We start from the raw sequence: 23,580 nt of genomic DNA on the forward strand, positions 1-23,580 counted from the left end.
TGCCAGTAATTGGAATGATTGACGCTGTAGCTAATTAAATAGTGTACATTATTGGGAATAGTGGACAAAAAATGCCCTAAGTTCCATCAATAAACTTAACCCCTAATTATAACATCCAATGACTACTGCTGCACCAGCTAAAACTCAATACGAAGCAATCATTGGTTTAGAAACCCATTGTCAGCTTAGTACCGAAACCAAGATTTTTTCTAACTCTTCCACAAAATTTGGTGCTACCCCTAATACCAATATTGACCCAATTTGTATGGGGATGCCAGGAGTGTTACCGGTTCTGAATCAAAAGGTACTAGAGTATGCTGTCAAAGCGGGTTTAGCACTCAATTGCCAGATTGCTCCCTACAGCAAATTTGACCGCAAACAGTATTTTTATCCTGACCTACCCAAAAACTACCAGATTTCCCAATACGACTTGCCCATTGCTGAGCATGGCTCACTGGAAATTGAATTGTCCGATGATGAGGGTAATCCTATCCGTAAAACCATTGGCATCACTCGCCTACACATGGAGGAAGATGCCGGGAAACTGGTTCATGCTGGTAGTGACCGACTGGCTGGTTCTACCTACTCCCTAGTAGATTTCAACCGTGCTGGGGTACCTCTGATTGAAATAGTATCAGAACCGGATCTGCGCTCTGGTCAAGAGGCAGCAGAATACGCTCAAGAGCTGCGTCGGATTGTACGCTACATCGGTGTCAGTGATGGCAACATGCAAGAAGGATCCCTGCGTTGTGATGTCAATATATCTGTACGTCCTGTAGGCCAGAAAGAGTTTGGCACCAAAGTTGAAATCAAAAATATGAACTCCTTCAATGCTATCCAGAAGGCGATTGAGTACGAAATTGACCGGCAAATCGCAGCTGTGGAAGCTGGAAAATCGATTATTCAAGAAACTCGCCTTTGGGAAGAGGGTAGTCAACGCACCATTAGTATGCGGACTAAGGAAGGATCTAGCGATTACCGCTATTTTCCTGAACCTGACTTACCACCGATTGAAGTGTCAACGGAACAATTAGAGCAATGGCGCAGTGAGCTAGCAGAACTTCCGGCCCAGAAGCGGCATCGTTATGAAAGTGAACTGGGACTTTCTGCCTATGATGCCCGGGTGTTGACGGATGATCGTCAAGTGGCAGAGTATTTTGAAACAACTGTTGCTGCTAATGCTAATCCCAAACAAGCCGCAAACTGGGTAATGGGAGATATTGCTGCTTATCTTAAGACTGAGAAACTGGCTATTACAGAGATTGCTCTGAAACCCGAGACTCTGGCAGAACTGATCAACTTGATTGATGATGACACCATTAGTGGTAAGATTGCCAAGGAGATATTGCCAGAATTACTCTCTCAAGGTGGTTCTGCTAGGGAACTAGTGGAACGTAAGGGTTTGATTAAGATCTCTGACCCAAATGAACTCTCAACCATTATTGATGAGGTACTGGCTGCCAATCCTAAGGAACTCGAACAGTATCGCAATGGTAAGACCAAGCTGCAAGGTTTCTTTGTGGGACAGGTGATGAAGAAAACTAGCGGACGAGCTGATCCTAAGCTGACTAACCAAATTTTGGGCAAGAAGCTCAAGGGTGATTGAGGCAACGGGCTTGCCAGGTGTTGCTGATCACTAAATCACTAATTACCAACCACAAATAACAAATAACAAAGAAAAGGAGAGTCACTGTCGTGACCCTCCCGATCATCAGGGTGCATCTACATATCAAAATATACACTATTTTGTATGAGGGGTGTAACCCCTTTTTTTGTTTTTTTGTAAAGTTTTGAGATTTTATAGCAATTCTGGAAATTACGGCTACACATCAAGCTACAGATCAATACCCTTGGTGCGTAAGTCCATAAGACTTGATATAATCCCGGATCGGGCATGAATTATGGTTAAATGGAGGAATCATGTCGGACTGGCAAGAGATTAGTGGTGGGATAACAGCTCCCAGGGGCTATCAGGCAGCAGGCATTACCGCAGGTTTAAAACCGTCGGGTCAGCCAGACTTAGCGTTGATATTATCAGAGGTGGATGCGATCGCAGCTGGGGTCTTCACCACCAGTCATGTCCGGGCTGCTTGTGTAGATTATTGCCGTCAATGCTTACAATCTAAAGCTAGTGCTCGTGCTATTTTGTGTAATGCCGGACAAGCCAATGCAGCAACGGGTGAGCAGGGTTGGCAAGATGCTCTAGCTAGTGCTAAAGCTTTGGGTGAAGCACTCAATGTTTCCCCTAAGTCGATTTTGTTGGCATCGACAGGGGTGATTGGTCAACGCATCAAGATGGATGCTCTATTGTCAGGCATTCCCCCATTGGTAGCACAAGCATCCGAAACTGGTTCCGATGCAGCAGCTGAAGCGATTATTACCACGGATTTAGTCACTAAATCCATTGCTATGGAAACCATGATTGATGACCGTCCGGTCAGGATGGGTGGTATTGCTAAGGGCTCTGGTATGATTCATCCCAACATGGCGACTATGCTAGCATTTGTAACGTGTGATGCTGCAGTTTCTACTTCCCTGTGGCAACAGATGTTACAGCGGGCAGCGGATAAAAGTTTTAATCAAATTACCGTAGATGGGGATACCAGCACCAATGACACTCTAATTGCCTTGGCTAATGGTCAGTCCCGAACATCAGCAATTACAGAAATGGGACCAGCCGCTGTGAAGTTGGAGGGGATGCTGACAGCAGTATGTCAGCATTTGGCAAAAGCGATCGCACGGGATGGAGAAGGGGCCACCTGCTTGATTGAAGTCCAAGTCACTGGTGCACCGGATGATAAAGGGGCTCGTCAAATTGCTAAGACCATTGTTGGGTCATCCTTGGTTAAGTCTGCTATCTTTGGACGAGACCCAAACTGGGGCAGAATTGCCGGAGCCGCTGGCCGTGCAGGAGTACCGTTTGAGCAAGAAAACCTGCGGATTCAGTTAGGGGATGTCTTGCTGATGGACAATGGTCAACCCTTAGGGTTTGACCGTCAACAGGCTAGTGATTATCTCAAGCAGGCTGCTGCTGGTGCTTATCTTAAAGAAGATACAGTTTTAATTCAGGTTAATGTGGGCAATGGTCATGGTGTTGGTCAGGCTTGGGGTTGTGATTTGAGTTATGACTATGTCCGGATTAATGCCGAATATACCACTTGATTAGCCTTGTCACCAAAAACGTTTTAAACAATAACAAACCATAACAAATCCTTATAGCAAAGGTAACAGGGAACAGGGAACAGGGAACAGGGAACAAAAATTCTCACAATTCCTACACGTATCCCTATAATAATCAATTAATCAACCTAGTTATGGTTAATTGGTTATTGTTGTTGGTTATGGTTAATTAGTTATTGTTTATTTAAAGACCAATCATAGTTCAGATATTTTATCTTGTAATTCCCCTGTTCAAGATACTCCTGATCCTCTGAACTAAGGTAGTCACTGATAAAGTTTAACACCGCCCGTTGATTGGCGTTACCAGTAAATTTGTCATCGACACCATAGGTTTTTTTCCAATCTTCGCCAAACCACTTAAAGATGGAAGAAAGATATACGGTATCTTTTTGACGATCAATACGAAACCCATGGGGACTAACTATAAATTTCTGTGTCTGGTCATCCAGTTGCTGATCTAGTTTTTCCCCAGTATAAGGTTCGTTTCTTAAGGGAGGACAACTGATAGCGGCGCAAACTAAAGCCATATGAATTCGGGGCTCGTTGAATTGCGTTCGCAGTGTCTTGTGTTCGATATTATCTAAGGTTTTAGATTCTCCAGCAATGCTGAATTCGCGTCCTTTCCAGACTCCTTTAATATCCCGAATACTCTTTTTGAGCGGGTTTTGGTCAATAATTGATTCTAGAGTAAAGGAGTTGTAAGCATTTATCAAGAAAGCAATCTTTTCCGCTTCATCCCAAGACTGATAGGTGCTAGTATCAACAGCACCTAAGGAGGTATTAAACGTCTCCAGTTGCTCTGGATTTTTCTGCAATTCTTGGTAATTAACTAGCGCTTTCTTGTTGACATGGGTTTTTAGGACAGTAGCATAGTCGTCATAATTCAATAGACTCGTGTCAGTAGCTCTATTTACTTCTACTTGAGACTCTTGTGCTGGTGCTTGATTTATCGGTACGGAAAGTGTACAACTTGTCAGAATAATCAGAGTTGGAAGTAGGGTTAGTAATTTCTTGGATGTATTCATAGTGGTTCAGATGATTTAGCCGATAAGATGCTTAACCTAGGCAATTTTGATTAAAGCTAATCAATCTGAGTTTTGGTTGAGAGCAACATTAGGATTGTGGTAATGGCTCCAAAACCAACCCAAAACAAAGGGTAACCATAGCCACCATCGCTCCTGAGGAGTTAGATACCAGCTGTAGTTACCTAAAGCCATGCGATGCTGAAGTACAAAGTAAATAAAAGTAGAGATACTGACTAAACGTACTCCCAGATTTCTAGAAGGAACAGCAAAAGGAATTATCCAAGTGAAGTACCAAGCATGGATAATCGGAGATAGGATTAGTAGGCAAAAAAAGTACCATTCTGTCAATTGTTGAAAATTGCGCGATCGCAAAATTAGCCAACTTACCGTTAAGCCTAGGGGAAAAGCATAAATCCAATTAACCCAGCGAGAAGGTTCCCAATATTCGCTAACAATATAAGGAATCAATTCCGCACTGCGACCATGGGATACAAACACTGAGCCAGTAGGAATCAAAGGACATTCTCCACTAGAGCAAAATTGGAGAGCAGTGATGCCAAAAGGTAAGAAACCGCACAATAGCACTACTATTGCTAGTTTTACCCCTACTTTTCGGAAAGCTTGCCAGGTCAGAAACCCTAAAATTGGCAAAGACATCCACTTCACTGCCATACTAATTCCTACCAGCAAAGCCGACGCAATCCAGTGCCACCAGGTCAGGGAGTGATCCGATGAAGACATCAAGGGGTTAGTAAATGGGGAGTATTCTGCTACTGTCCCACTGTCCAACCTTTCCTCTATTTCTGTTATTTTTGTCCGCCTTAAACTCTCTGTTTTTTGGTCAACGACTAACCAAGCTGCAACTAGGGGTAAAATAAACCAACTGTCGTAATGAGCACCACCAGCAAAGGAGTAAATTATCAAAGGATTCCAGGCATAGAAGATTGCCTGTTGATAACCAAATCGACGACTGAGTAACCAACAGATTAATAAGTCAGCTAAGATAAATGCAATTTTGAACAACCAAACCTTAAGGTCAATCAGCGCTAAGATCCGAAAACCTAATTGCGCTACTGGTGGATAGATAGCAGAAACAGTAGGATGATTGATTAGTGACCACCATTCGGTATGGTAGGGAATCAGTTCAGCAGCATTAGGTGGCAAATGGTATGGACTAAACCCTAACGTTTGAATATACCCTTCCCATAGATAGCGCCATACATCATCTCCAGGATACATTGGTAGCAGCAGCAGCCTGCTTAGGATAGTAGTACTCCAAAAATTTAGTCCTGAGTGCTGAGTTTTGAGTTTTCGGAAGTACTTGATACTAAGAGATTTGGTAAATCGTCTGTAGACCTCTTGCCAAAATCTTGTCTTGATACTGTTGTTGTTAATTCTGTTGTTAATTCTGTTGTTAATTCTTTTTGCTTGTTGGGAAATCCCAAGTTTGCTGTTACCAACTTCCGCAGGATATCTAGTATAGACGCTTAATCCCCAAGACAACATAAAACCTAAGCTAATCACACCGATACCTAACCAAAATCGAGGCACAGCTCCCACCTCTCGGAAATCCCCATGAGGCACAATCAAGATACAACCTAACAACAGGAGTAGAGAACTAAGCCATATATATAGCGTTTTCATTTGAGATGTGAAACTAGGATTGATGGAAATTCCCTATTCCATCTTTAACACTTTTACCGATTGTGCCATCTGCCTGGGTAAGCTTAAGGCGACGTAGATATAGACGACCTAAAGTCATTAGAATTATTGTTCCTGCTTGGACACTACCAGAAAGGGTACCAGATATTTTCGAGCGTCCCCCTTGTCGGCGACGGTAACCAACAGGAATTTCACAGATTCGCAAACCACATTCGATGGCACGGGCTTGCATTTCTACTGTCCAGCCAAATCCTCTATCTTGCATTTGGATTTCATCCAAAGCTGAACGGCGAATTAGGCGCAATGGTCCTAAATCCTGATACCAGTGTCCCCAACCCCAACCGATCAGGAAGGTAGCCAGCCAGTTGCCAAAATTTTGCACTGGGGTCATCGCCTTACGTCCATCTACTGTGGCGCGGCGGTTACCTAAAATTAGGTCATACTTATGCGGTTCAGCTAGAAACTGGGGTAAATAACTTAAGTCATCACTCCCATCGCCATCACAGAATAATATCCAATTAATATCTCGGTCTAGTTGCTGCAATCCCCGCCAACAGGCTCGACCGTAACCAGGAATAGGCTCACTGATTACCTCGGCACCGGCTTCTTTTGCTTTTATAATACTGTTGTCGGTGCTGCCATTATCGACTACCCGAATATTGTTCAAATTATAGGATTGAAGAGACTTAATCACCCCAGTGATAGTGGTTTCTTCATTGAGAACAGGGATAATTACTAAGATATTGTGGTTATTAGTCATAGTTATAGCGGTTTTAATTGGGTGAGCTACAAATCTTTGGGTTTTAGGGAGTAGGGAGCAGGGAGCAGGGAGCAGGGAACAGGGAACAGGGAACAGGGAACAGGGAAAAAATCATGTTTACCTAATTAGGATAGAAACCGCTATATTAGTCATGAGTTATTGCAGTTTTAAATTGGGTGAATTGTCTGGTCTGTAAGGTTATTTACCAAAGTAAGCTGCATACACAAAGGCAAAAGCAGTAGAACTGGGGATGGGAGTGCCATCGAATTCTTCTACTAATACAGTTTGAAGTTGGCTATCCCAACGTCCTCTAATTGGACGACCATTGAATTCTACAACTTTTTCGCCCACTTTTTTTAATTGGTCATGGACAAATTGATAGCTAGCCCCAGAAAATTGGTTTTTAGGGGTTTGTTGATCCGCTTCCCACACATAGCTAACAATAGCTTTGGGATGGAGGGTAAGTCGTTGTTGATTCCTGACTGGGAAAATAATTCGCTTATCGGTATAGTAGCTACCATAGGGATAGCTGAAGTAAGCCCGGTTATAACCTGTGTCAGTGGATAGAATTTTACTGTTGGGATACTTGCTTAACCAAGCGCCAAGAGTAGTTTTGATAGCGGGAATTGTTTTAAGATTACGATTGACTTTAGCACCAATAATACCCATCCCCCAAGGTTGAGAGTAAAGGGTATCATCGGCACGGTCATACATTACTAGGCAACTTTGATAAAGTTTGCCTGTAACACCGTAGGTTGTATTGCTGCGATTAAAGGCAACTATAGTATCACAAAGGGGACAATAGGATACACTAACATTAACTCCACCTACTGTGTCATTCACCAATTCATGCCAATTCATGACCCCGAAAGGATAGGCTTTGGCTTCTCCATTAATTACCACACCAATCACAGTTTCTGTTTTAGAAAATGGTGTGGTTTGAGCGGTATCAAACTTAGGATTCTCGATACTAGGAATACCGTCTTTTGGGGGACCACCATTGAGGAGTTCAGTTAAATTAATGCGAGTAGATTTTGCTGGATTAAGGTTTTGTTTTTGGAGGTCAGTGATTTCCTGGTCTTGGTTGTGGAGATAGGCAGTGAGATGGAAGTAACGGAGTTTGAAATTATCCCAGCTTCCGGCTTGTACGACTAGTGCCATCAAACACAGCCCGACTAAGGAAGTAGTGCTGAGGGCTATTTTAAGTAATTTATTCATAATCGTGCTTTCCCTGCCTAGATGTCACTGCTAACCTAAGGGTGTATCTCATTTTTGCTGTTTGACCCAATGGGTGGAACGGGCATCTTGCCTGTTAAAATTTTCGGACGGGCTGTCCCAAGGCTGAGGACGAAGCAGAAAATGAGTGTGAGCCCGTGGGTGGTGCGTTACGGGACGGGCTCTCCCAGGCGCTCAGAGGCGGAAAATCAGAGGCTTTCCGTGGGTGGTGCGTTACGGGACGTCCCTAACGCACCCTACGCACCCTACGCACTACTACCCTTGTGAGGGTGGGCTTTTGCCCAACCCCAGCATCAGGGGCTGTGGCTGGAATCCCTAACCTTAGGGTGAGGGGATAAGATGAAACCAAGGTGAGTGATATCTGAGAATTTGATGAAGGATTCATAGCAATAGCATTTTAAAATCGATCATCAAACTCAATGGTGATTAAAGTCCGAAACCGCTACATGAGATTTACCCCCTAAGATTCCTCATCGATCCGATTATTACCAACATCAAAAACAATTATAAATTCCGCATCCGGCATCAATCGTTTCAGGGCCCATAAATGTCCCTCTGCATCCGATCGATTGCGAAAGCGAGCAACAACAACTCGCTGCATTTGTGGTAACAGCCGAATGATCACCCACGGATGAAGGCGTTCAGAATAGGTCATCATTAAAGTATCTCCTTGTTATAGGGGAGCCAGAGCTAGCCCGTAGAGATTGGACTGTTCCCGGGCTAGCTCTTGACTCTGGGCGTCTGAGCGCCCACTTTTATAGTATAGCACAAAAAATATTATATTATAGCATATTTTTAAAATTTTGTAACAAATGGTCGGGAGTCGGGAGCAGGGACTGAGGAAAAATTACGATTTCAATTACAACAACCGGAAGGATTTAGTAGTTATGGGGAAGTGCAACTTTGGTTAAAGGAATTGTGTGGCATGGATATACCCTATGCGACAGTATATAAATATGTGCGCACTCGTCTGAAAACTAAATTAAATAAGTTAAATTAAATTAGTTATAGTCAGTCACATAGTACAGCGTTTTTCATAACAATGAGGCACACACAATTTTTTTACCGTTTCCTATCCCCTGCTCCCTGCTCCCAAAAACCCAATAATTTTACATAGTGATTATGATAAGCGTTCTATAATTATAGAAAGAAAAGAAAAAGTAATTATTATACCCACCAAAAAATAACTAATAAAGCTTTGTCCAAATAATAATAAAGTTCCAAATAAAAACATTCCTACCACGGGCAGTGGAATACCTTTGCACTGCCAATCTTTAGTTTGGATTCGATAAATGGCATAAACAAGGATTGGAATAATTATAAATGGCTTTAAAAGCGATTTATCACTTAACCAGATATAGGTGCAAGGTAGAAGAGCAAAAGAACTAACATCTGCAATAATATCCAAGCGATGTCCCCATACCGTAACACACTCCAAGCGCCTTGCAAGATAGCCATCTAGTAAATCAGTAACTATTCCTATAGCAAGCATAGTTATTACAAATCTTAAATCACCGTAAATGCTAACTTGTACGCATACTCCCAGGGAGCCAATTAAGCGAACTAAGCTCAAGAAGTTTGGAATATATTGCATTATTCAGTCCAGTCTCCTATTCTCTGCCCTGCACTCAAAACTTGTCCGACTCTCAAAGATTCATCAAAATTTATTTTGCCTTGAATCTCCACTAATGAACCAAAGCGGATTTCAACAATTTTTTCAAGAGCAGACACTTGTTGTTCTTGCTTGACTAATGGAAACAGTTTATAGGTAAGCAAACCTCCAAAAACAGTTACTAATAGTTTTGCTCCGCTATAACCTTGTAAAACAACTTTAACCTTAGGATTATACTTAACAGCCATCGGCAAAAAAGCAGGAATTCGCCAGCCTTTACTTGATTGAATTTCAGAAACACTACCTCTTACTGGTGAATAAACTGTGTGGGGATGAAGTGGAGAAATAAATACACGAATTAAAGCATTATTTTTCATAGTAACCAACTGTTTAAGATGAACAATAATCCCTGATGATGGAGCATAAACTTTCAACTACTACTCTCCATTAATTCTTATTAATTGTTTATTAAGTAAATATTATATCTTAGCTGCCGCAATAAGTGCTGTAATAATTGTTGAATATTGTACAATTGAAACAATAAACTCTTGAGTTGAAAACTTAACTGATTTCGTAAGAGTTTCTCTTAAATCGACCAATGCCTTAAGGCGCTCATAATCTGCCTTATTAGTTGGTTGTTTTACTATTTCACCAGCGATATGTTCATCAAGTTGTTTAAAGCTAGCATTCAACACGTTGGATAGCTTTATCTGAGCATAAACAGGCAACAGAAATAGCAAAATTCCAAAAGTTATTCCTATGGAAAAAGCAATATCTTTGGGACTTATTAAACCACTCAAAAGTGTTGGCAGCCAGAATAAAAAAGGAAATAATAGCCAAGTAACTGATAAAGATGTAGAATTAATTGAAGAAGAAAGCTGACGACCATAAGAGAATACGTTACCAGGGTTTTCGTCTAACTTACGAAGTATATTTAACAGTTTTTCTTGGGATTTAGAAAGAAGATGACGTGCATTGTGAATCCAAAAAGTTATTATAAAAGCTGAAAATAAAGCATAAAATAACCTAATTACAGGATGATCACCATCAGCAATAATTTTGACAAAAGCATAAACTACAGTCAATATTAAAATAATACCAATAATTAACCAATCAACTACATTTAGCCTACTTAATTTTCTTTCACGAAGTATTCTAGTAACTTGAATTATTGAAAAGGTTATTACAACTAATGTTAGTGTCAGCATTTCTAATAAGAACAAAATTAAACTAGGATTTGGCAGCTTTTTGAGCCAATCTATATCATTAATCCATGGAGGTTCACCAAAAGTAAAATACGTAACAAGTAAAAATATATATGGTAAATTAACTAATATACAAAAAGTAATCAGAGGTCTTAGAGGATATTTACTATGTCTGAACATATTCAATAACTCAGCTGTTTAAAATTTTTGATAATTAATTAATTAATTATCGTAATTTTTATCAAAAATATTTATTATATTTATTAATTGAAATATAGCCTTATTAAATATTTAGTTATCCCCCAGATTATAATACATAAACATCGTAAAATCTAAGCTACTAATTTAATACAGCGTTCCCATGGTTTGTGAGGTACACCTGAGTCTTAGAAGATAGGGGTTTCATTCCTGAATCTGTACCTCACAGGAGCTAGAAACGCTGTATCACTGACCATTGTTACTGTGCTATGTTTCAGAAGCTTAAACATAGCCAATGAGTTCTTGAGGCGTTGGCTAGATAATACATGTTAGTCATGCACTAGCCTTGCTATTGGTCTTGCTCTACAAAACCAATGGGAGAGACATTTTTTCGAATTACTACTTTCAAAATACTAGTGGGCTAACTATAACATACGCAGTATTGCTATAACTTCAGCCAATTCATTGATATTACTAAGCTATTTGGCTTAGTGTTGAGGTATTATAAGTTATTATTAATTTATTAATTATATTGTCAATGTTTAATTTTCACCAAACTAAGGTCAATATCCTTGACCTTAGTACAGCCACTCAACGCCATCGCTATATCCAATTCATCCCGTAACAATTGCAAGACATGGCGTACTCCCGCAACTCCTGCTACAGCTAATCCCCATAATACCGGACGACCTACCAACACGGCTGATGCACCCAAGGCTAGGGCTTTGAGGACATCAGTTCCTCGACGGATACCTCCATCGATTAATACCGGTAGATGATTTCCCACAGCTGCGACCACTTCAGGTAAGGCATCGATGGATGCGAAAGAGCTTGGGATTTGCTTTGATGACAAACAGCTCAGTTTTTAATTAGTAAAATCAAGATAATATAGACAGTTTATTTAACTAAAATGCTACCTTCTCTTACCAATTCGCTAACTTTACCTGGCATTCTGCAACGAAGATAGCGTGGTTGTACCCCGATAGAGCATGACGTTTCAAAGTCCTCACTTTTGTTTATCCAGCCGCCAACGCATTTCTTTAAGGCAAAAGTATTGGTCCAACATAATCGAACAGACCATCTAGCAGTGATTGGTACACTTCCATTACTAATCGAACCTCTGCTCAGAGAAGAGACTTTGATGTTACTAACCCACTTCTCTTTTGATTCAACATTGAAACTAGGATTAGCAGATATGAAATTATCAAGCTCTTGTCCGAGAGTGCCTGTTTCCGGAAGGCGTACAGAAAATATTCCATTCTCAAAGTTTGCACTACGTCCAGATGCAATCAAAACATCATTGCTTTGACCTATCCCTTCACTGGTCTCCTGACTAGGAGATGTATAGGCAAAGGTTTCCAGTGGTTTGGGAATATCTACTACGGCTAAAGTGGTGATAATGGATGCTAAACCAAGGGTGCTTAATAAGTTCGGTAGTTTCATTAATTTTTCGGCATTTTGAGGATTTTAGTGTTTTGGTAATAGCACCCTATTTATTCTGATCAAAAATTGATATAGCTCTGGATTTATAGCGATGCAGCGCGGTCTTGGGGGTTTCCCCCATGAGCGACTGCATCAAGAAGCGTTTATCCTCGCTATGAGGTAGGCTTTTAAACCTCAAAGTCCCCCTTGATAAGGGGGACCAACGGGGGATCCCTTTGTACCTCATGGCATAGAGAATTGCTATATTTCAGTTTCCAATAGATAAATCGATTAATATCAAACCTTATATAACTCTTATCATCACCCTGATAAGTGGCGGTAATTTAGTGAGATAGTATCAAAATATTCCCAATAAATAGTAATTTATATAGTGATTTTTCTAATCAAAGATAGCATACCTATTATTTCTATAATGTCAGCCAAGTCATTGATATTACTAAGCCAAATGTATTATTAGTCATTAATTAGTTGGTGACTAGTTATTGGTTAATTACTCTGGTCAATCTTTAATTGTCACCAAACTACGGTCAATATCCTTGACCTTAGTACAGCCACTCAACGCCATCGCTATATCCAATTCATCCCTTAACAATTGCAAGACATGGCGTACTCCCGCAACTCCTGCTACAGCTAATCCCCATAATACCGGACGACCTACCAACACGGCTGATGCACCCAAGGCTAGGGCTTTGAGGACATCAGTTCCTCGACGGATACCTCCATCGATTAATACCGGTAGATGATTTCCCACAGCTGCGACCACTTCAGGTAAGGCATCGATGGATGCGATCGCACTATCCAATTGCCGACCCCCATGATTCAATTACAGTCAGTCAGTATAGCTAGCTCACCTACTCGATTGCTAGAGATTGGATTCTCTGTTTGTAAGCAGCACTGTCTAAGCCATCACCATCATTGGGATCCCAACCTTTTCTGTTGATTATTTCTTTTAGGGTATCAAGGCGTTTTACTGTTTCTGGGTGGGTTCTTAACATTGCAGGTTGATTGGTGGATTTTTTTTCTATGGTTATTAATTTTTGGAGAAATCCAGTCATGCCTGAGGAAGCGTAGCCAGCACCGTGCAACATTTCTAATCCCTTGCGATCCGCTTCATATTCCTGCTGCCTTCCTCGGGGAAGAGAGAAGGCGATATCCTCAAGAAGATTTATAATTGTCCCATACTCGATTTCAGTAAAGTTGTTGTCTTTGATAATCTGGCGCAGCTTCTCGATACTGTGTTTGCTAGTAATGTGAGCTATTTCGTGAGCTATCACTGCAGCTAACTCAGCTTCATTTTCTACCCCTTTCAGCAAGCCAGTATGAACATAAACAAAGCCACCCACCAAGGCAAAGGCATTTATAGTGTTGTCCTTGACTACTTGAAAGGTATAGGGAAAATTGGGGCGATCGCTATAGGGGATTAATCTCTGACCAATGTCTTGGACGTATTCAGTGATTTTGCGATCGCTATAAATCTCCAGCCCTTGATCAACTTCTTGTTGATTCAAACACTTACCCAGCTCTACTTCTTGTTGATCAGAAATGGTGATTAACTGAATTATCTCAATTCCTGCATCACCATCTAACCCACATGAGCCAAATGCTGATGAGGTATTGGGTAACCCTACCCCTAGACCCAGTCCCACAACTACCAGAATCAGCAGGTAAAACCATCGACGATGGGAAGCACGCTTAATCCAAGAGAATGGGTTTAACATAGTCGTCTATTTGAATAATCAAAAATAGGCTTGTAAGTATTCATTATTCAGCTTTCAGCAGTCAGCTTTCAGCAGTCAGCTTTCAGCAGTCAGCGATTTAGTTAGCACATTTTTCATAAGCAGCTTGTCGTAGACCTTGGTAATAAATAGATTCAACACCCAAGGATTTTTCCAAAATTATCTCCCACCTTAAGTTAGTAATAAATTTATCAATTATTGTCTTCCATTCTATATCCTGATCCGGTAAAATTATTCCGTAAAAATCACAACTTAACGGTCGGTCAGGAATTAAGGTAAAATCCTGGAATGTCAGCCCTTGTCTTAAGGCTTCTGCCATTAAAAGCATGCCATCACTGGCAAAAGCATCAATATCCCGTTCGACAACATCTCTCAGAGCCAATTCTCGACCGTTAGAGCCTCTGTAACGAGTGTCTACTATTTCAGCTAATGGGTAGGTACTGGAGATTAAGGGATGTGTATTTGAACCAGGAAGGACACCAATTTTTTTACCAGCTAGGGAAGTTTCAGGATTGAATATACCCTTCATTTCGGGTCTGATTAGAAAATGTGTCCCGGAAAAATAAAAAGCAGTGGAGTAAGTAACTCCTGATAGTGGTGGAGCACTTTTGATCGTATTGGGTCCACAATCTAGATGTACCTTGCCATTGGCTACCATCCCATAACGATTGTTAGGAGAGTCTTCGTCTAGAACAGATGGAATTGGCTCTAACCGAACAGGTCTATTGAGTACTTCACCAAAATAGTTGGCTAGAACATACATTTTAGTCATGCAGTAGCCTTGCAATTTGTCTTGGTCGTCTAGAAAACCAAAGGGAGCGGCATCTTCTCTAATTCCTACTTTTAAAACACCAGTGCGCTTAATTTCTGACAAGACTGTTTCAGCTAAACTGGCTGAGGTAAACGTTAAAGATAAGATAATACTAACGGTGATAGTGGCTAGTTTATTACTCATTTCTTTTTCGGATTTCAGACTAATAATTGCTTGATAAATCGCTCAAAGCTTATCTAACCCTGACGCTAACCTTGATAAGTGCTAGGAATTTAGGGGAATAGTATCAAAGTATTACCAATAAATAATAACCTTTTTTATGAAAATTAACATACGCAGTCTTGCTATAACTTCAGCCAATTGATTGATATTCCTAAGCTATTTGGCTTAGTCATCAGGTATTATAAGCTGTGATTAATTTATTAATCATATAGTCAATCTTTAATTTTCACCAAACTACGGTCAATATCCTTGACCTTAGTACAGCCACTCAACGCCATCGCTATATCCAATTCATCCCGTAACAATTGCAAGACATGGCGTACTCCCGCAACTCCTGCTACAGCTAATCCCCATAATACCGGACGACCTACCAACACCGCTGATGCACCCAAGGCTAAAGCTTTGAGCACATCAGTTCCTCGACGGATACCCCCATCGATTAATACTGGTAGATGATTTCCCACGGCTGCGACCACTTCGGGTAAGGCATCGATGGATGCGATCGCACTATCCAGTTGCCGACCCCCATGATTCGATACAATGATTCCTTTTGCTCCATGGTCCAATGCCTTGAGAGCATCATCTCCTCGCAAAATGCCTTTGACCAACACCGGTAGAGTAGTGATCGATTGTAACCATTCCAGATCCCGCCAGGTCAGTGTTGGATCAATTTGCTGGGCAAAATAGCTCAATAAACCCGATTCTCCTGCAGTTTTGGGAATTTCCAGACCGGTCATTGTCGCTAAATTAGCCAGTTCCATCCCTACCGGTAGAGTAAATTGATTGCGTCGATCCCTTTCTCGACACCCCAACACTGGTGCATCTACGGTCAGACAAAGGGCACTAAAACCAGCTGCCTCCGCCCGTTCCACCAGTCTACGGGTGAGAGTGCGATCGCGATGGACATACAGCTGAAACCATGAGGGATTTTGGATATCGGTCTGTTCCCCCTCTGCCTTTTTGCCTTTCTCCTGTTGTCGATGTTTCCCAGCTAGCGCTACAGCTTCTAACGGTTTGGTGGACATCGTACTCAACACCATGATTGCCCCTACCTCAGCAGCAGCCCTTGCTGTTGCCAATTCACCCTCTGGATTGGCCAGACACTGGAATGCCATCGGAGCAACCAGAATCGGTATGGGCAGAGACTGATCTAGGATTTGTGTGCTTAAATCTCGTTGACTAACATCCACCAACATCCGAGGACGGAGTTTTATCTGTTCAAACGCTGCACGATTGTCTCGCAGTGTTACTTCATCCCAAGCACCACTAGCGTAATAATCCAGTGCCATGGGAGATAGATACTGCGGCGCTAGGGCTTCGTATTCAAATAGATTAATGGGTTGATTCAAGGTTTAAGGTTGGTTGAAGGTTGAAGGTTGGAGGTTGGTTGAAGGTTGGAGGTTGGTTGAAGGTTGGAGGTTGGAGGTTGGAGGTTGGTTGAAGGTTGAAGGTTGGTTGAAGGTTGGAGGTTGGTTGAAGGTTGGAGGTTGGTTGAAGGTTGAAGGTTGAATTCTAAATTCTTAATTCTAAATTCTTAATTCAAAAGGGTAGGTTGACATCTGGCACCCTTGTCAGTAATGCACCTGACCGGCTGTGGGATTAATTTTACAGGCTTTTAGCTCAATTCCACAAGACAATAAATAAAAATTGCTATAATTTTTGGTTGATGCCCAGTTTGAGGTAAACCTTGAAAACTGTTGCTGTCTTTTTTGATGAAGCTGGCACCTTTGCCTACCCATTTACTAAAAAAAAGTACATACGACACATTGCCCAACTTGGTGAAGCAATAGAAGCCTGTGGTGCCAATTTTCGTGTTGTTCGTCACCAATCTTCCTATCTAGGGTCAGGAGAATTTGCCCAGAGTTGGGAATTACGAGATGGAGAAGTGATAGAAACCGGTCCTGTCAAAGCTGATGTCATTTTCGATAAAGGATTGTTTAGCTCTGATGGAACTATCCCAGTTCTTAACTGTCAGGAAATTAACGAAATTTGCACCAACAAATATAAAACCTTTCAGCTGTTTAGTGACTATTCTCCCCAAACCTATCTTGTTAACAGCCAAGAAGAGTTTCTTGATGCGCTCCTTAATATACCAGGGCAATATAAAGTTGTCAAGCCATTAGATGGTCTTGAAGCCAGAAATGTCCACATTGGAGACGATGAGTTCTTAAAGAAGCAGGATTGCCCCTATCCCTTCTTAGTGCAAGAGTTTCTCGATTCACGCTCAGGTATACCCGGTATTGTCAATGGTGTTCATGACTTTCGTGTAGCACTCCTCAACGGGGAAATTGTTCACTCTATAGTACGTACTCCAGCTTCAGGAAAATTAGTAGCATCCGTGACTGAAGGAGGCGAGATGCGTGTTGTAGAAATAGAGCTTATCCCTAGCACTGTCTTAGATCTAGTCGAACAAATTGAAAAACATATGGTACAGTACGGTACCAGGTTTTATGGCATTGATCTTGCCCTAGTTAACGGTCAACCGAAAATCATCGAGCTTAATTCTCGTGTTAGCATTTGGGACAATCAACAACATCAAGTATTCGCTAGCACGAAGAGGAAACTTGCCGAAGTTTTGGTATCACTTTGATACTTGGGTAGGGTGCGTTAGGGACGGGCGATCCCTCATTTTCTCGGTAGCCATTGTTCGGATAGTCCGTCCCGTAACGCACCACTAGCTCAAACAGCAAAAATGAGATGCACCCGTTAGGGACGGGCGATCCCTCATTTTATGCTTCGTCGTCACCGTTGGGACAGCACGCCCGAAAATTGTAACGGGCAAGATGCCCATTCCACCCACCGGGTCAAACAGCTTTTAGGATATGCACCCTTATCAATTCCACCAAATCAGCAATTATACTAAATATTAAATTTAGATCGAGTTTGAAAAAATAATCAACTTAACTGTTGATAAACTCCTTAAATATTTGCAGGAAAATCAAAATACCGACACCAAGGTAATAGATTATAAAAACCCTCAAACCCTTAAGGAAAAACTCGATTTAAGCTTACCAGAAAACGGAGTTCCCTTAGCCGATTTAATTCCGATTATTGAATCGTACCTCGACCACAGCGTGCGGACTAGTAGCCACAAATTTTTCAACCAGCTTTGGGGTGGATTTGAAATAACTGGATTATTAGCAGAAATGGTAACTAGTACTGCTAATACTTCTATGTATACCTATGAAGTTGCTCCAGTAGCCACGCTGATCGAGATTAAATTGATTGAGGCTCTCAACGACTTGATCGGCTTTCCTCAAGGTGAGGGGTTGATGGTTACAGGAGGGAGTAATGCTAATCTGGTCGCCATGCTTTGTGCGCGACACAAACTCCTACCCGAAGCCAAAAACAAGGGATTGGGAAATCACCAGCTAGTAGCATTCATATCCGATCAGGCTCACTATTCCTTTTTCAAAGCCGCAAATTTGTTGGGCATGGGCATAGACAATGTAGTTAAAGTCAAATCCGATGGCGATCAGCGCATGTGCCCGCAACAATTAGACGTTGCTATTCAACAAAGCCTAAGTGAAGGAAAAACACCTTTCTTTGTGACAGCTACTGCGGGCACTACCGTTGCCGGTGCATTCGATCCGTTGCCCTCAATTGCAGAAATTACCAGCAAATATGGACTCTGGCTACATGTGGATGGGTCTTGGGGTGCTCCGGTTTTGTTCAGCAACCAGCACAAGCATCTGTTGCAAGGTAGCTCCTTAGCAGATTCTTTTACTTGGGATGCTCACAAACTCATGGGCGTGCCCTTGATTTGTTCAGCTATTCTAGTTAAACAACCAGGGACTTTATTGGAAGCTTGTTCTAGTCAAGGTACTCACTATATCTTCCACGATGACGAAGATAGTGCCTATAATCTGGGAACTATGTCCTTGCAGTGTGGGCGGAAAGTAGATGCCCTTAAGCTGTGGCTAGCCTGGAAATACTATGGCCAAAATGGTTATGAAGCAAGAGTTGACCGCTTGTTTGAACTCGCTAGCTACGCGGCGGACTATATTCGCAATTGTGAGAATTTAGAATTGATAGTTCAACCAACATTTTTGAATATCTGTTTTCGCTATAATCCCAGAGATAACAGTCTGTATAATCATGGTTTAGATCAGCTTAATCTGGAGATACGTGATCAATTAATGCGCTCTGGTCAAGCATTAGTCAATTACTCTAACTATCAAGAACAGATTGTAATTCGCTTCATTCTCAGCAATCCAGATATTAACGAAGCAGATCTAGATAGCTTTTTTGCTAACTTTATCAAAATTGGTAATAGTTTATTATAGGGTTTATTGCATTTATTAGGTACGCTTATAAACTTCAAAGTCCCCCTTGATAAGGGGGATTTAGGGGGATCGCTTTGCACCTCATGGGAGAGATAATTGCTATATAGGGTAGTCGTTTCAGCCGATTCACATTAATAGTTGAGAATAACAGGTACCGAAAAGCCATGAAAACAAAAATAAAAAGCTGACGAATCCATAAGCGAATGCCAGCATCTCAATTGTAAAGGTGTGAAAATAAGCGATAGAATCGCAAAGATAAAATGTCTTATCTCATCCTGCTGTCTTGTCTAAACAAACATTAGTCTAAACAAACATTGGAATCTGTGTGACTAAACTACTGAATACCAAGATAGTACTCCAGAAAAGGCGGCGATCAAGACCCATCAGCTTAGCTATCCTGACGACCTGGTCACTAACTAGTTAATAGTAATAGATAATAAGAGATAAATATTAAGGTGACAGTAATTTTTGGTTAAGGATGAATTATCAAGAAGGATGTTCCCCTGATAGCTTTACCGTCAGGTAGGATGAATTATTAATTATCAAGTCAAGGATGAAGGGTGAAGCATGAAGGGTTCATCCTTCATGCTTCAGATTAGCGATTGTCAAGGTTAAGGACTAAATCAGACTTCAAGGTTACATCTAAATCTGTGTCAGGGTCGATGACAACTACTTCTACGTCTTCCTGACCTCCTGCAAGAAGAAGTTCTGTAACCAAACCGAGTCCAGCACCAGCTAAAACTTCCCAAAATTCAAGCTTACCAAAGATTTCAGAGAGTACAGCCCCGGCAGCTGCACCAATAGCAGCACCTTTGAGCAAATCGGGATCAGTGTTTTTGGTAATGGTTTCAGTTTTGGTGACAACCTCGGAGGTGGCATCAAGGGATAAGGATTGATCACTATCCCTGAGAATCAACTTTTCGGCGACAAACTGAGAACCTCCTTGAACTGGACGCACTTCACCTTCAATCTCACTACCTGCTGGAATTAGGAGGGTTCCTGAAAAGGAGACTACATCTCTAGCTACGATCACCGTTATCGGTAGAGTTTCATTACGAGTGACAATAACTCTCTTGGCGTCGTCGGATTCAACTGGTATTAAAGTCCCAGCAGGAATGATGACTTGGGTAAATTGAGCCAACTGTGGCTCGATGTAGAATCTAGACTGGGCATTAGCTTGAGTCGCTATCAACATTGGTAACGCCACAGTTGAAGTGATCCCCAATGCGGTGAGTAGAGCGATTCTGGACTGCCAACGATGGGAAATAAACATTAAATATATCTTCCTTGAGGATGAGTAGAAGCGATTAATTAGACTAAAAAGAGCATAGTTATGTTTCCCAAGGTGATCATGAATTATGTGATCATCAAAGCAAGCGTACGCTAATTGATCAAAATTCTGACCAGGATACCCCACCTACACCCACCCGACCTTTAAAGCTGCTTGTCACCCCATCACCCCATCACCACCATCTTCTGCTCCCGGAGCGTTCGCGTAGCGTAGCCCTTCGGGCTAATCGCATCATGTCTGTTTTAGAAGCTAATTTAAAACCTAAAATCTGTAGGATTGAGGTAAGATCAGGTTTTTGAGCCCCATAGAACTAGAATTAGGTCTGGGACTGCTAGAGCCACTGGGAGGTTTCACCATGAGTCTAGGCACATGGATTGGTCTACTTGCCTTTATCCTTTCGTTATACATCCTGTGGCAAATCCGTAAAGTACTGCTGCTGATATTTACTGCTGTGGTACTTGCCAATGCCTTAAATATCTTGGTGGAAAAATTCCGCCGGGTTGGCATCAAACGGCTTTTTGCTGTGCTGCTGTCAATTCTTCTGATGGTTGCTCTAACGGTAGGGTTTTACTGGCTAATTGTTCCACCGTTTGCCGACCAAGTGCTAGAGCTGATTGATCAGGTTCCTAGGGGTATAGAAAAATTAGGTCAGTGGTTGGATGTGTTGTCAGCGCGTCTTCCCCCAGATCTGATTACTTTCCCCGAGATCCAATTAGATTTAGATCAGCTAATTCAACAGCTACAACCGTTACTTAATCAGTTATTGGGTGGTGGATTCTCCATTGCCTTTAACTCTTTGGCTGTCGTAGCCCAAGTTTTGCTGGTATTAGTTTTGACTATAATGCTACTGGCTGACCCCAAGGCTTATCGTCAAAGCTTTATCCGACTTTTCCCATCTTTCTATCGCCGTCGAGTTGATCAAATTTTGACTCTATGTGATCACTCTTTACGGGGGTGGTTAGTAGGCATTCTCGTTAACATTGCTGCCATTTCTGGCTTAAGTTTTGTGGGTTTGGTCATCCTACAAGTGGAACTGGCACTGGCACAGGCGGCTTTGGCAGGTATCTTGACATTTATCCCCAATATTGGCCCTGGATTGAGTGTAGTCCCACCAATTGCGATCGCTCTACTAGATGCACCCTGGAAAGCGATCGCTGTTTTAATTCTCTACATCATTATTCAGCAGGTGGAAAGTAATTTGCTAACTCCCCTGGTCATGAAGCAACAGGTATCCCTGCTACCAGCAGTAACCCTTTTGGCTCAGGTATTTTTCGCGACATTCTTTGGTTTTTTAGGTTTACTGTTAGCTTTACCATTAACCGTAGTTGCTCAGGTTTGGCTAAAAGAAGTTTTAATTAAAGATATCCTCGATCAATGGAAAACTAGTCCGATATCAATCAGAGATACCCAGACCTCTACAGAAACCGTTGCGATCGGCGTTCGCGAAGCGTGGCCAAAGGCCTCAGCCGCGCCAAAGGCGATCGCATCACCAAATCCTGATTTAGCCAGCCCAACTACATCAAAGGATTCCCAGGATAGCACTGAATCGGACAATCACCCCAAATCCGACAAATCATATCAAATCGAGAAGGAGGAAGAGTAAGCCTTCATAAGCCTTGAGCCGTTACAATCCAAGCTATGGATTTTCACAACTGCCTATGATCACGCTCCCCTGACGGAGGTGAGCTAGGATACCACTGGCAAGTGATATTTTGGAAAACCTTTCTCCCCATTCCCAATCCCTATGCGAACCATTGCTCAAATTAATGACAAAATCGAGGGTAACTGTGCCGTAGTGTGGACAGTCGAAGAATTAAAAGCACGGGTGGCAGACATCGGTGTCACTCAGGCAGCGAAAGAAGTAGACATCATTACTACCGGTACCTTTGAGCAGATGGAGTCTTCCGGAGCAATCATGAATTTGGGACATACTGACCCACCCGTGAAAATACGGAAATGTTGGTTAGATGGAGTTCCAGCTTACACTGGCTTCGGAGCAGTGGATTTGTTTTTGGGAGCAACTCAAGTTGTTGACTACCCAGATAACCGTGAGATTCCAGATATGGACGAACAGAGGCAAAGGGGTGGTGGTGATGTCATTGAAGACCTGATTGCTGGGAAACCCGTCCACCTGCAAGCCCTCGGACAGGTGACAGATTGTTATCCTAGAGGCTCCTTTGAGACCACGATCACTAAGGATAGGATTAATCAGTTTTATTTATTCAATCCCCGCAATCTGTATCAAAACTTCATTGTAGGGGTGAATGGAGGCGATCGCCCCTTGTATACTTATCTGGGTTTGTTGCAGCCCAAACTCTCCAATGCAGTTTACTCTAACCCAGGAGCAATCTCACCCCTAATCAATGATCCGGAACTGAAGCTAGTGGGTATTGGCACGCGGATTTTTATGGGTGGAGGGATTGGCTATATTGCTTGGGAAGGGACCCAACACTTCCCACTGCAAAAACGCCTTCCCAATCAAACACCCATAGGACCAGCAGCAACTCTAGCTTTAATTGGAGATGCCAAGCAAATGAATCCCAAATGGGTACGGGGTTGTTACTTTAAAAATTATGGCCCCTCTCTGATGCTAGGTGTGGGCGTACCAATGCCAGTACTGAATGAAGAAGTAGTGCAACGTTGTGCTGTACAAGATCAAGACATTGTTGCACCAGTGGTAGATTTTGCCATTCCTAGACGGGTGCGTCCAACCTTTGGGTTAGTCAGCTACGCTCAGCTGAAGTCTGGTCGGATCACTATTGATGGTAAATTAGTACGTGTAGCTCCTCTTGCTAGTATTTTCCTCTCCCGCCAAGTTGCTATAGAACTAAAGCAATGGATTGAGAGTGGCAAATTTACCCTAACTGAACCAGTAGCACCAATTCCAATGGACCGCTCATTTCTACCTCAAGACCTATGGGGTTCTCAAATTAGTTTGGATTGATTTAGTCA

At 42.0% G+C, this 23,580-nt stretch carries 21 protein-coding genes; 6 read left to right on the forward strand and 15 right to left on the reverse strand.

Annotated features, from left to right (window positions below; genetic code table 11):
- Positions 1 to 118: 118 nt before the first annotated feature.
- Complete coding sequence (gatB, locus tag F6K53_RS20545) at positions 119 to 1,606, forward strand: Asp-tRNA(Asn)/Glu-tRNA(Gln) amidotransferase subunit GatB (protein ID WP_293021016.1); 1,488 nt, start codon at positions 119 to 121, stop codon at positions 1,604 to 1,606.
- Between the two features lie 314 nt (positions 1,607 to 1,920).
- Positions 1,921 to 3,162, forward strand: coding sequence for a bifunctional ornithine acetyltransferase/N-acetylglutamate synthase (argJ, locus tag F6K53_RS20550; RefSeq protein ID WP_293071834.1), 1,242 nt, complete (start codon positions 1,921 to 1,923; stop codon positions 3,160 to 3,162).
- A gap of 191 nt (positions 3,163 to 3,353) precedes the next feature.
- On the opposite strand, the gene F6K53_RS20555 is transcribed toward argJ, so the two are convergent.
- The 14 genes from F6K53_RS20555 to F6K53_RS20620 form a co-directional block, all read right to left on the reverse strand.
- On the reverse strand, positions 3,354 to 4,205 hold the full coding sequence (locus F6K53_RS20555) for a DUF547 domain-containing protein (protein ID WP_293081837.1): 852 nt from the start codon (positions 4,203 to 4,205) through the stop codon (positions 3,354 to 3,356).
- A 60-nt stretch (positions 4,206 to 4,265) separates the two neighbouring features.
- Positions 4,266 to 5,849: a glycosyl transferase family 2 gene (locus F6K53_RS20560; protein ID WP_293081840.1), complete on the reverse strand. Its 1,584-nt coding sequence runs from the start codon at positions 5,847 to 5,849 to the stop codon at positions 4,266 to 4,268.
- 13 nt (positions 5,850 to 5,862) lie between these two features.
- A complete protein-coding gene (locus tag F6K53_RS20565) occupies positions 5,863 to 6,627 on the reverse strand; it encodes a glycosyltransferase family 2 protein (RefSeq protein ID WP_293081842.1) in 765 nt (254 codons plus the stop codon).
- Between the two features lie 198 nt (positions 6,628 to 6,825).
- The gene (locus F6K53_RS20570) at positions 6,826 to 7,845 is read right to left on the reverse strand and encodes a DUF3179 domain-containing protein (RefSeq protein WP_293040358.1); all 1,020 of its coding nucleotides are present in this window, start codon (positions 7,843 to 7,845) and stop codon (positions 6,826 to 6,828) included.
- A 478-nt stretch (positions 7,846 to 8,323) separates the two neighbouring features.
- Positions 8,324 to 8,518: a hypothetical protein gene (locus F6K53_RS20575; protein WP_293040362.1), complete on the reverse strand. Its 195-nt coding sequence runs from the start codon at positions 8,516 to 8,518 to the stop codon at positions 8,324 to 8,326.
- A gap of 465 nt (positions 8,519 to 8,983) precedes the next feature.
- The gene (locus F6K53_RS20580) at positions 8,984 to 9,457 is read right to left on the reverse strand and encodes a CDP-alcohol phosphatidyltransferase family protein (protein WP_293021028.1); all 474 of its coding nucleotides are present in this window, start codon (positions 9,455 to 9,457) and stop codon (positions 8,984 to 8,986) included.
- Complete coding sequence (locus F6K53_RS20585) at positions 9,457 to 9,909, reverse strand: phosphatidylserine decarboxylase (protein ID WP_293021030.1); 453 nt, start codon at positions 9,907 to 9,909, stop codon at positions 9,457 to 9,459. The genes F6K53_RS20580 and F6K53_RS20585 overlap by 1 nt, the downstream gene beginning before the upstream one ends.
- Before the next feature lie 45 nt (positions 9,910 to 9,954).
- Complete coding sequence (locus F6K53_RS20590; protein ID WP_293081846.1) at positions 9,955 to 10,860, reverse strand: hypothetical protein; 906 nt, start codon at positions 10,858 to 10,860, stop codon at positions 9,955 to 9,957.
- A 553-nt stretch (positions 10,861 to 11,413) separates the two neighbouring features.
- Positions 11,414 to 11,731, reverse strand: coding sequence for an alpha-hydroxy acid oxidase (locus tag F6K53_RS20595; protein WP_293021032.1), 318 nt, complete (start codon positions 11,729 to 11,731; stop codon positions 11,414 to 11,416).
- 44 nt (positions 11,732 to 11,775) lie between these two features.
- On the reverse strand, positions 11,776 to 12,321 hold the full coding sequence (locus F6K53_RS20600; protein WP_293021033.1) for a hypothetical protein: 546 nt from the start codon (positions 12,319 to 12,321) through the stop codon (positions 11,776 to 11,778).
- 499 nt (positions 12,322 to 12,820) lie between these two features.
- Positions 12,821 to 13,144, reverse strand: a complete 324-nt coding sequence (locus tag F6K53_RS20605) for an alpha-hydroxy acid oxidase (RefSeq protein ID WP_293081849.1) — start codon at positions 13,142 to 13,144, stop codon at positions 12,821 to 12,823.
- 28 nt (positions 13,145 to 13,172) lie between these two features.
- A complete protein-coding gene (locus F6K53_RS20610) occupies positions 13,173 to 14,039 on the reverse strand; it encodes a M48 family metallopeptidase (RefSeq protein WP_293040349.1) in 867 nt (288 codons plus the stop codon).
- A 97-nt stretch (positions 14,040 to 14,136) separates the two neighbouring features.
- A complete protein-coding gene (locus tag F6K53_RS20615) occupies positions 14,137 to 15,012 on the reverse strand; it encodes a transporter substrate-binding domain-containing protein (protein ID WP_293021037.1) in 876 nt (291 codons plus the stop codon).
- A 251-nt stretch (positions 15,013 to 15,263) separates the two neighbouring features.
- Positions 15,264 to 16,400, reverse strand: coding sequence for an alpha-hydroxy acid oxidase (locus F6K53_RS20620; protein WP_293021038.1), 1,137 nt, complete (start codon positions 16,398 to 16,400; stop codon positions 15,264 to 15,266).
- Positions 16,401 to 16,738: 338 nt separating this feature from the next.
- On the opposite strand from F6K53_RS20620, the gene F6K53_RS20625 reads away from it, so the two are divergent.
- Both F6K53_RS20625 and F6K53_RS20630 read left to right on the forward strand, forming a co-directional pair.
- Positions 16,739 to 17,641, forward strand: a complete 903-nt coding sequence (locus F6K53_RS20625) for an ATP-grasp domain-containing protein (protein ID WP_293081854.1) — start codon at positions 16,739 to 16,741, stop codon at positions 17,639 to 17,641.
- A gap of 337 nt (positions 17,642 to 17,978) precedes the next feature.
- Positions 17,979 to 19,337, forward strand: a complete 1,359-nt coding sequence (locus F6K53_RS20630; RefSeq protein ID WP_293070985.1) for an aspartate aminotransferase family protein — start codon at positions 17,979 to 17,981, stop codon at positions 19,335 to 19,337.
- A 595-nt stretch (positions 19,338 to 19,932) separates the two neighbouring features.
- Here the strand turns inward: F6K53_RS20630 and F6K53_RS20635 are convergent.
- Positions 19,933 to 20,610, reverse strand: coding sequence for a hypothetical protein (locus F6K53_RS20635; protein WP_293070983.1), 678 nt, complete (start codon positions 20,608 to 20,610; stop codon positions 19,933 to 19,935).
- A 313-nt stretch (positions 20,611 to 20,923) separates the two neighbouring features.
- On the opposite strand from F6K53_RS20635, the gene F6K53_RS20640 reads away from it, so the two are divergent.
- Positions 20,924 to 22,231, forward strand: a complete 1,308-nt coding sequence (locus tag F6K53_RS20640; RefSeq protein ID WP_293070981.1) for an AI-2E family transporter — start codon at positions 20,924 to 20,926, stop codon at positions 22,229 to 22,231.
- 141 nt (positions 22,232 to 22,372) lie between these two features.
- Positions 22,373 to 23,572, forward strand: a complete 1,200-nt coding sequence (locus F6K53_RS20645; RefSeq protein WP_293021046.1) for a homocysteine biosynthesis protein — start codon at positions 22,373 to 22,375, stop codon at positions 23,570 to 23,572.
- Positions 23,573 to 23,580 lie beyond the last annotated feature (8 nt).

The organism is Moorena sp. SIO4A1 (assembly GCF_010672065.1).
In the GTDB taxonomy this organism is placed as follows: domain Bacteria; phylum Cyanobacteriota; class Cyanobacteriia; order Cyanobacteriales; family Coleofasciculaceae; genus Moorena.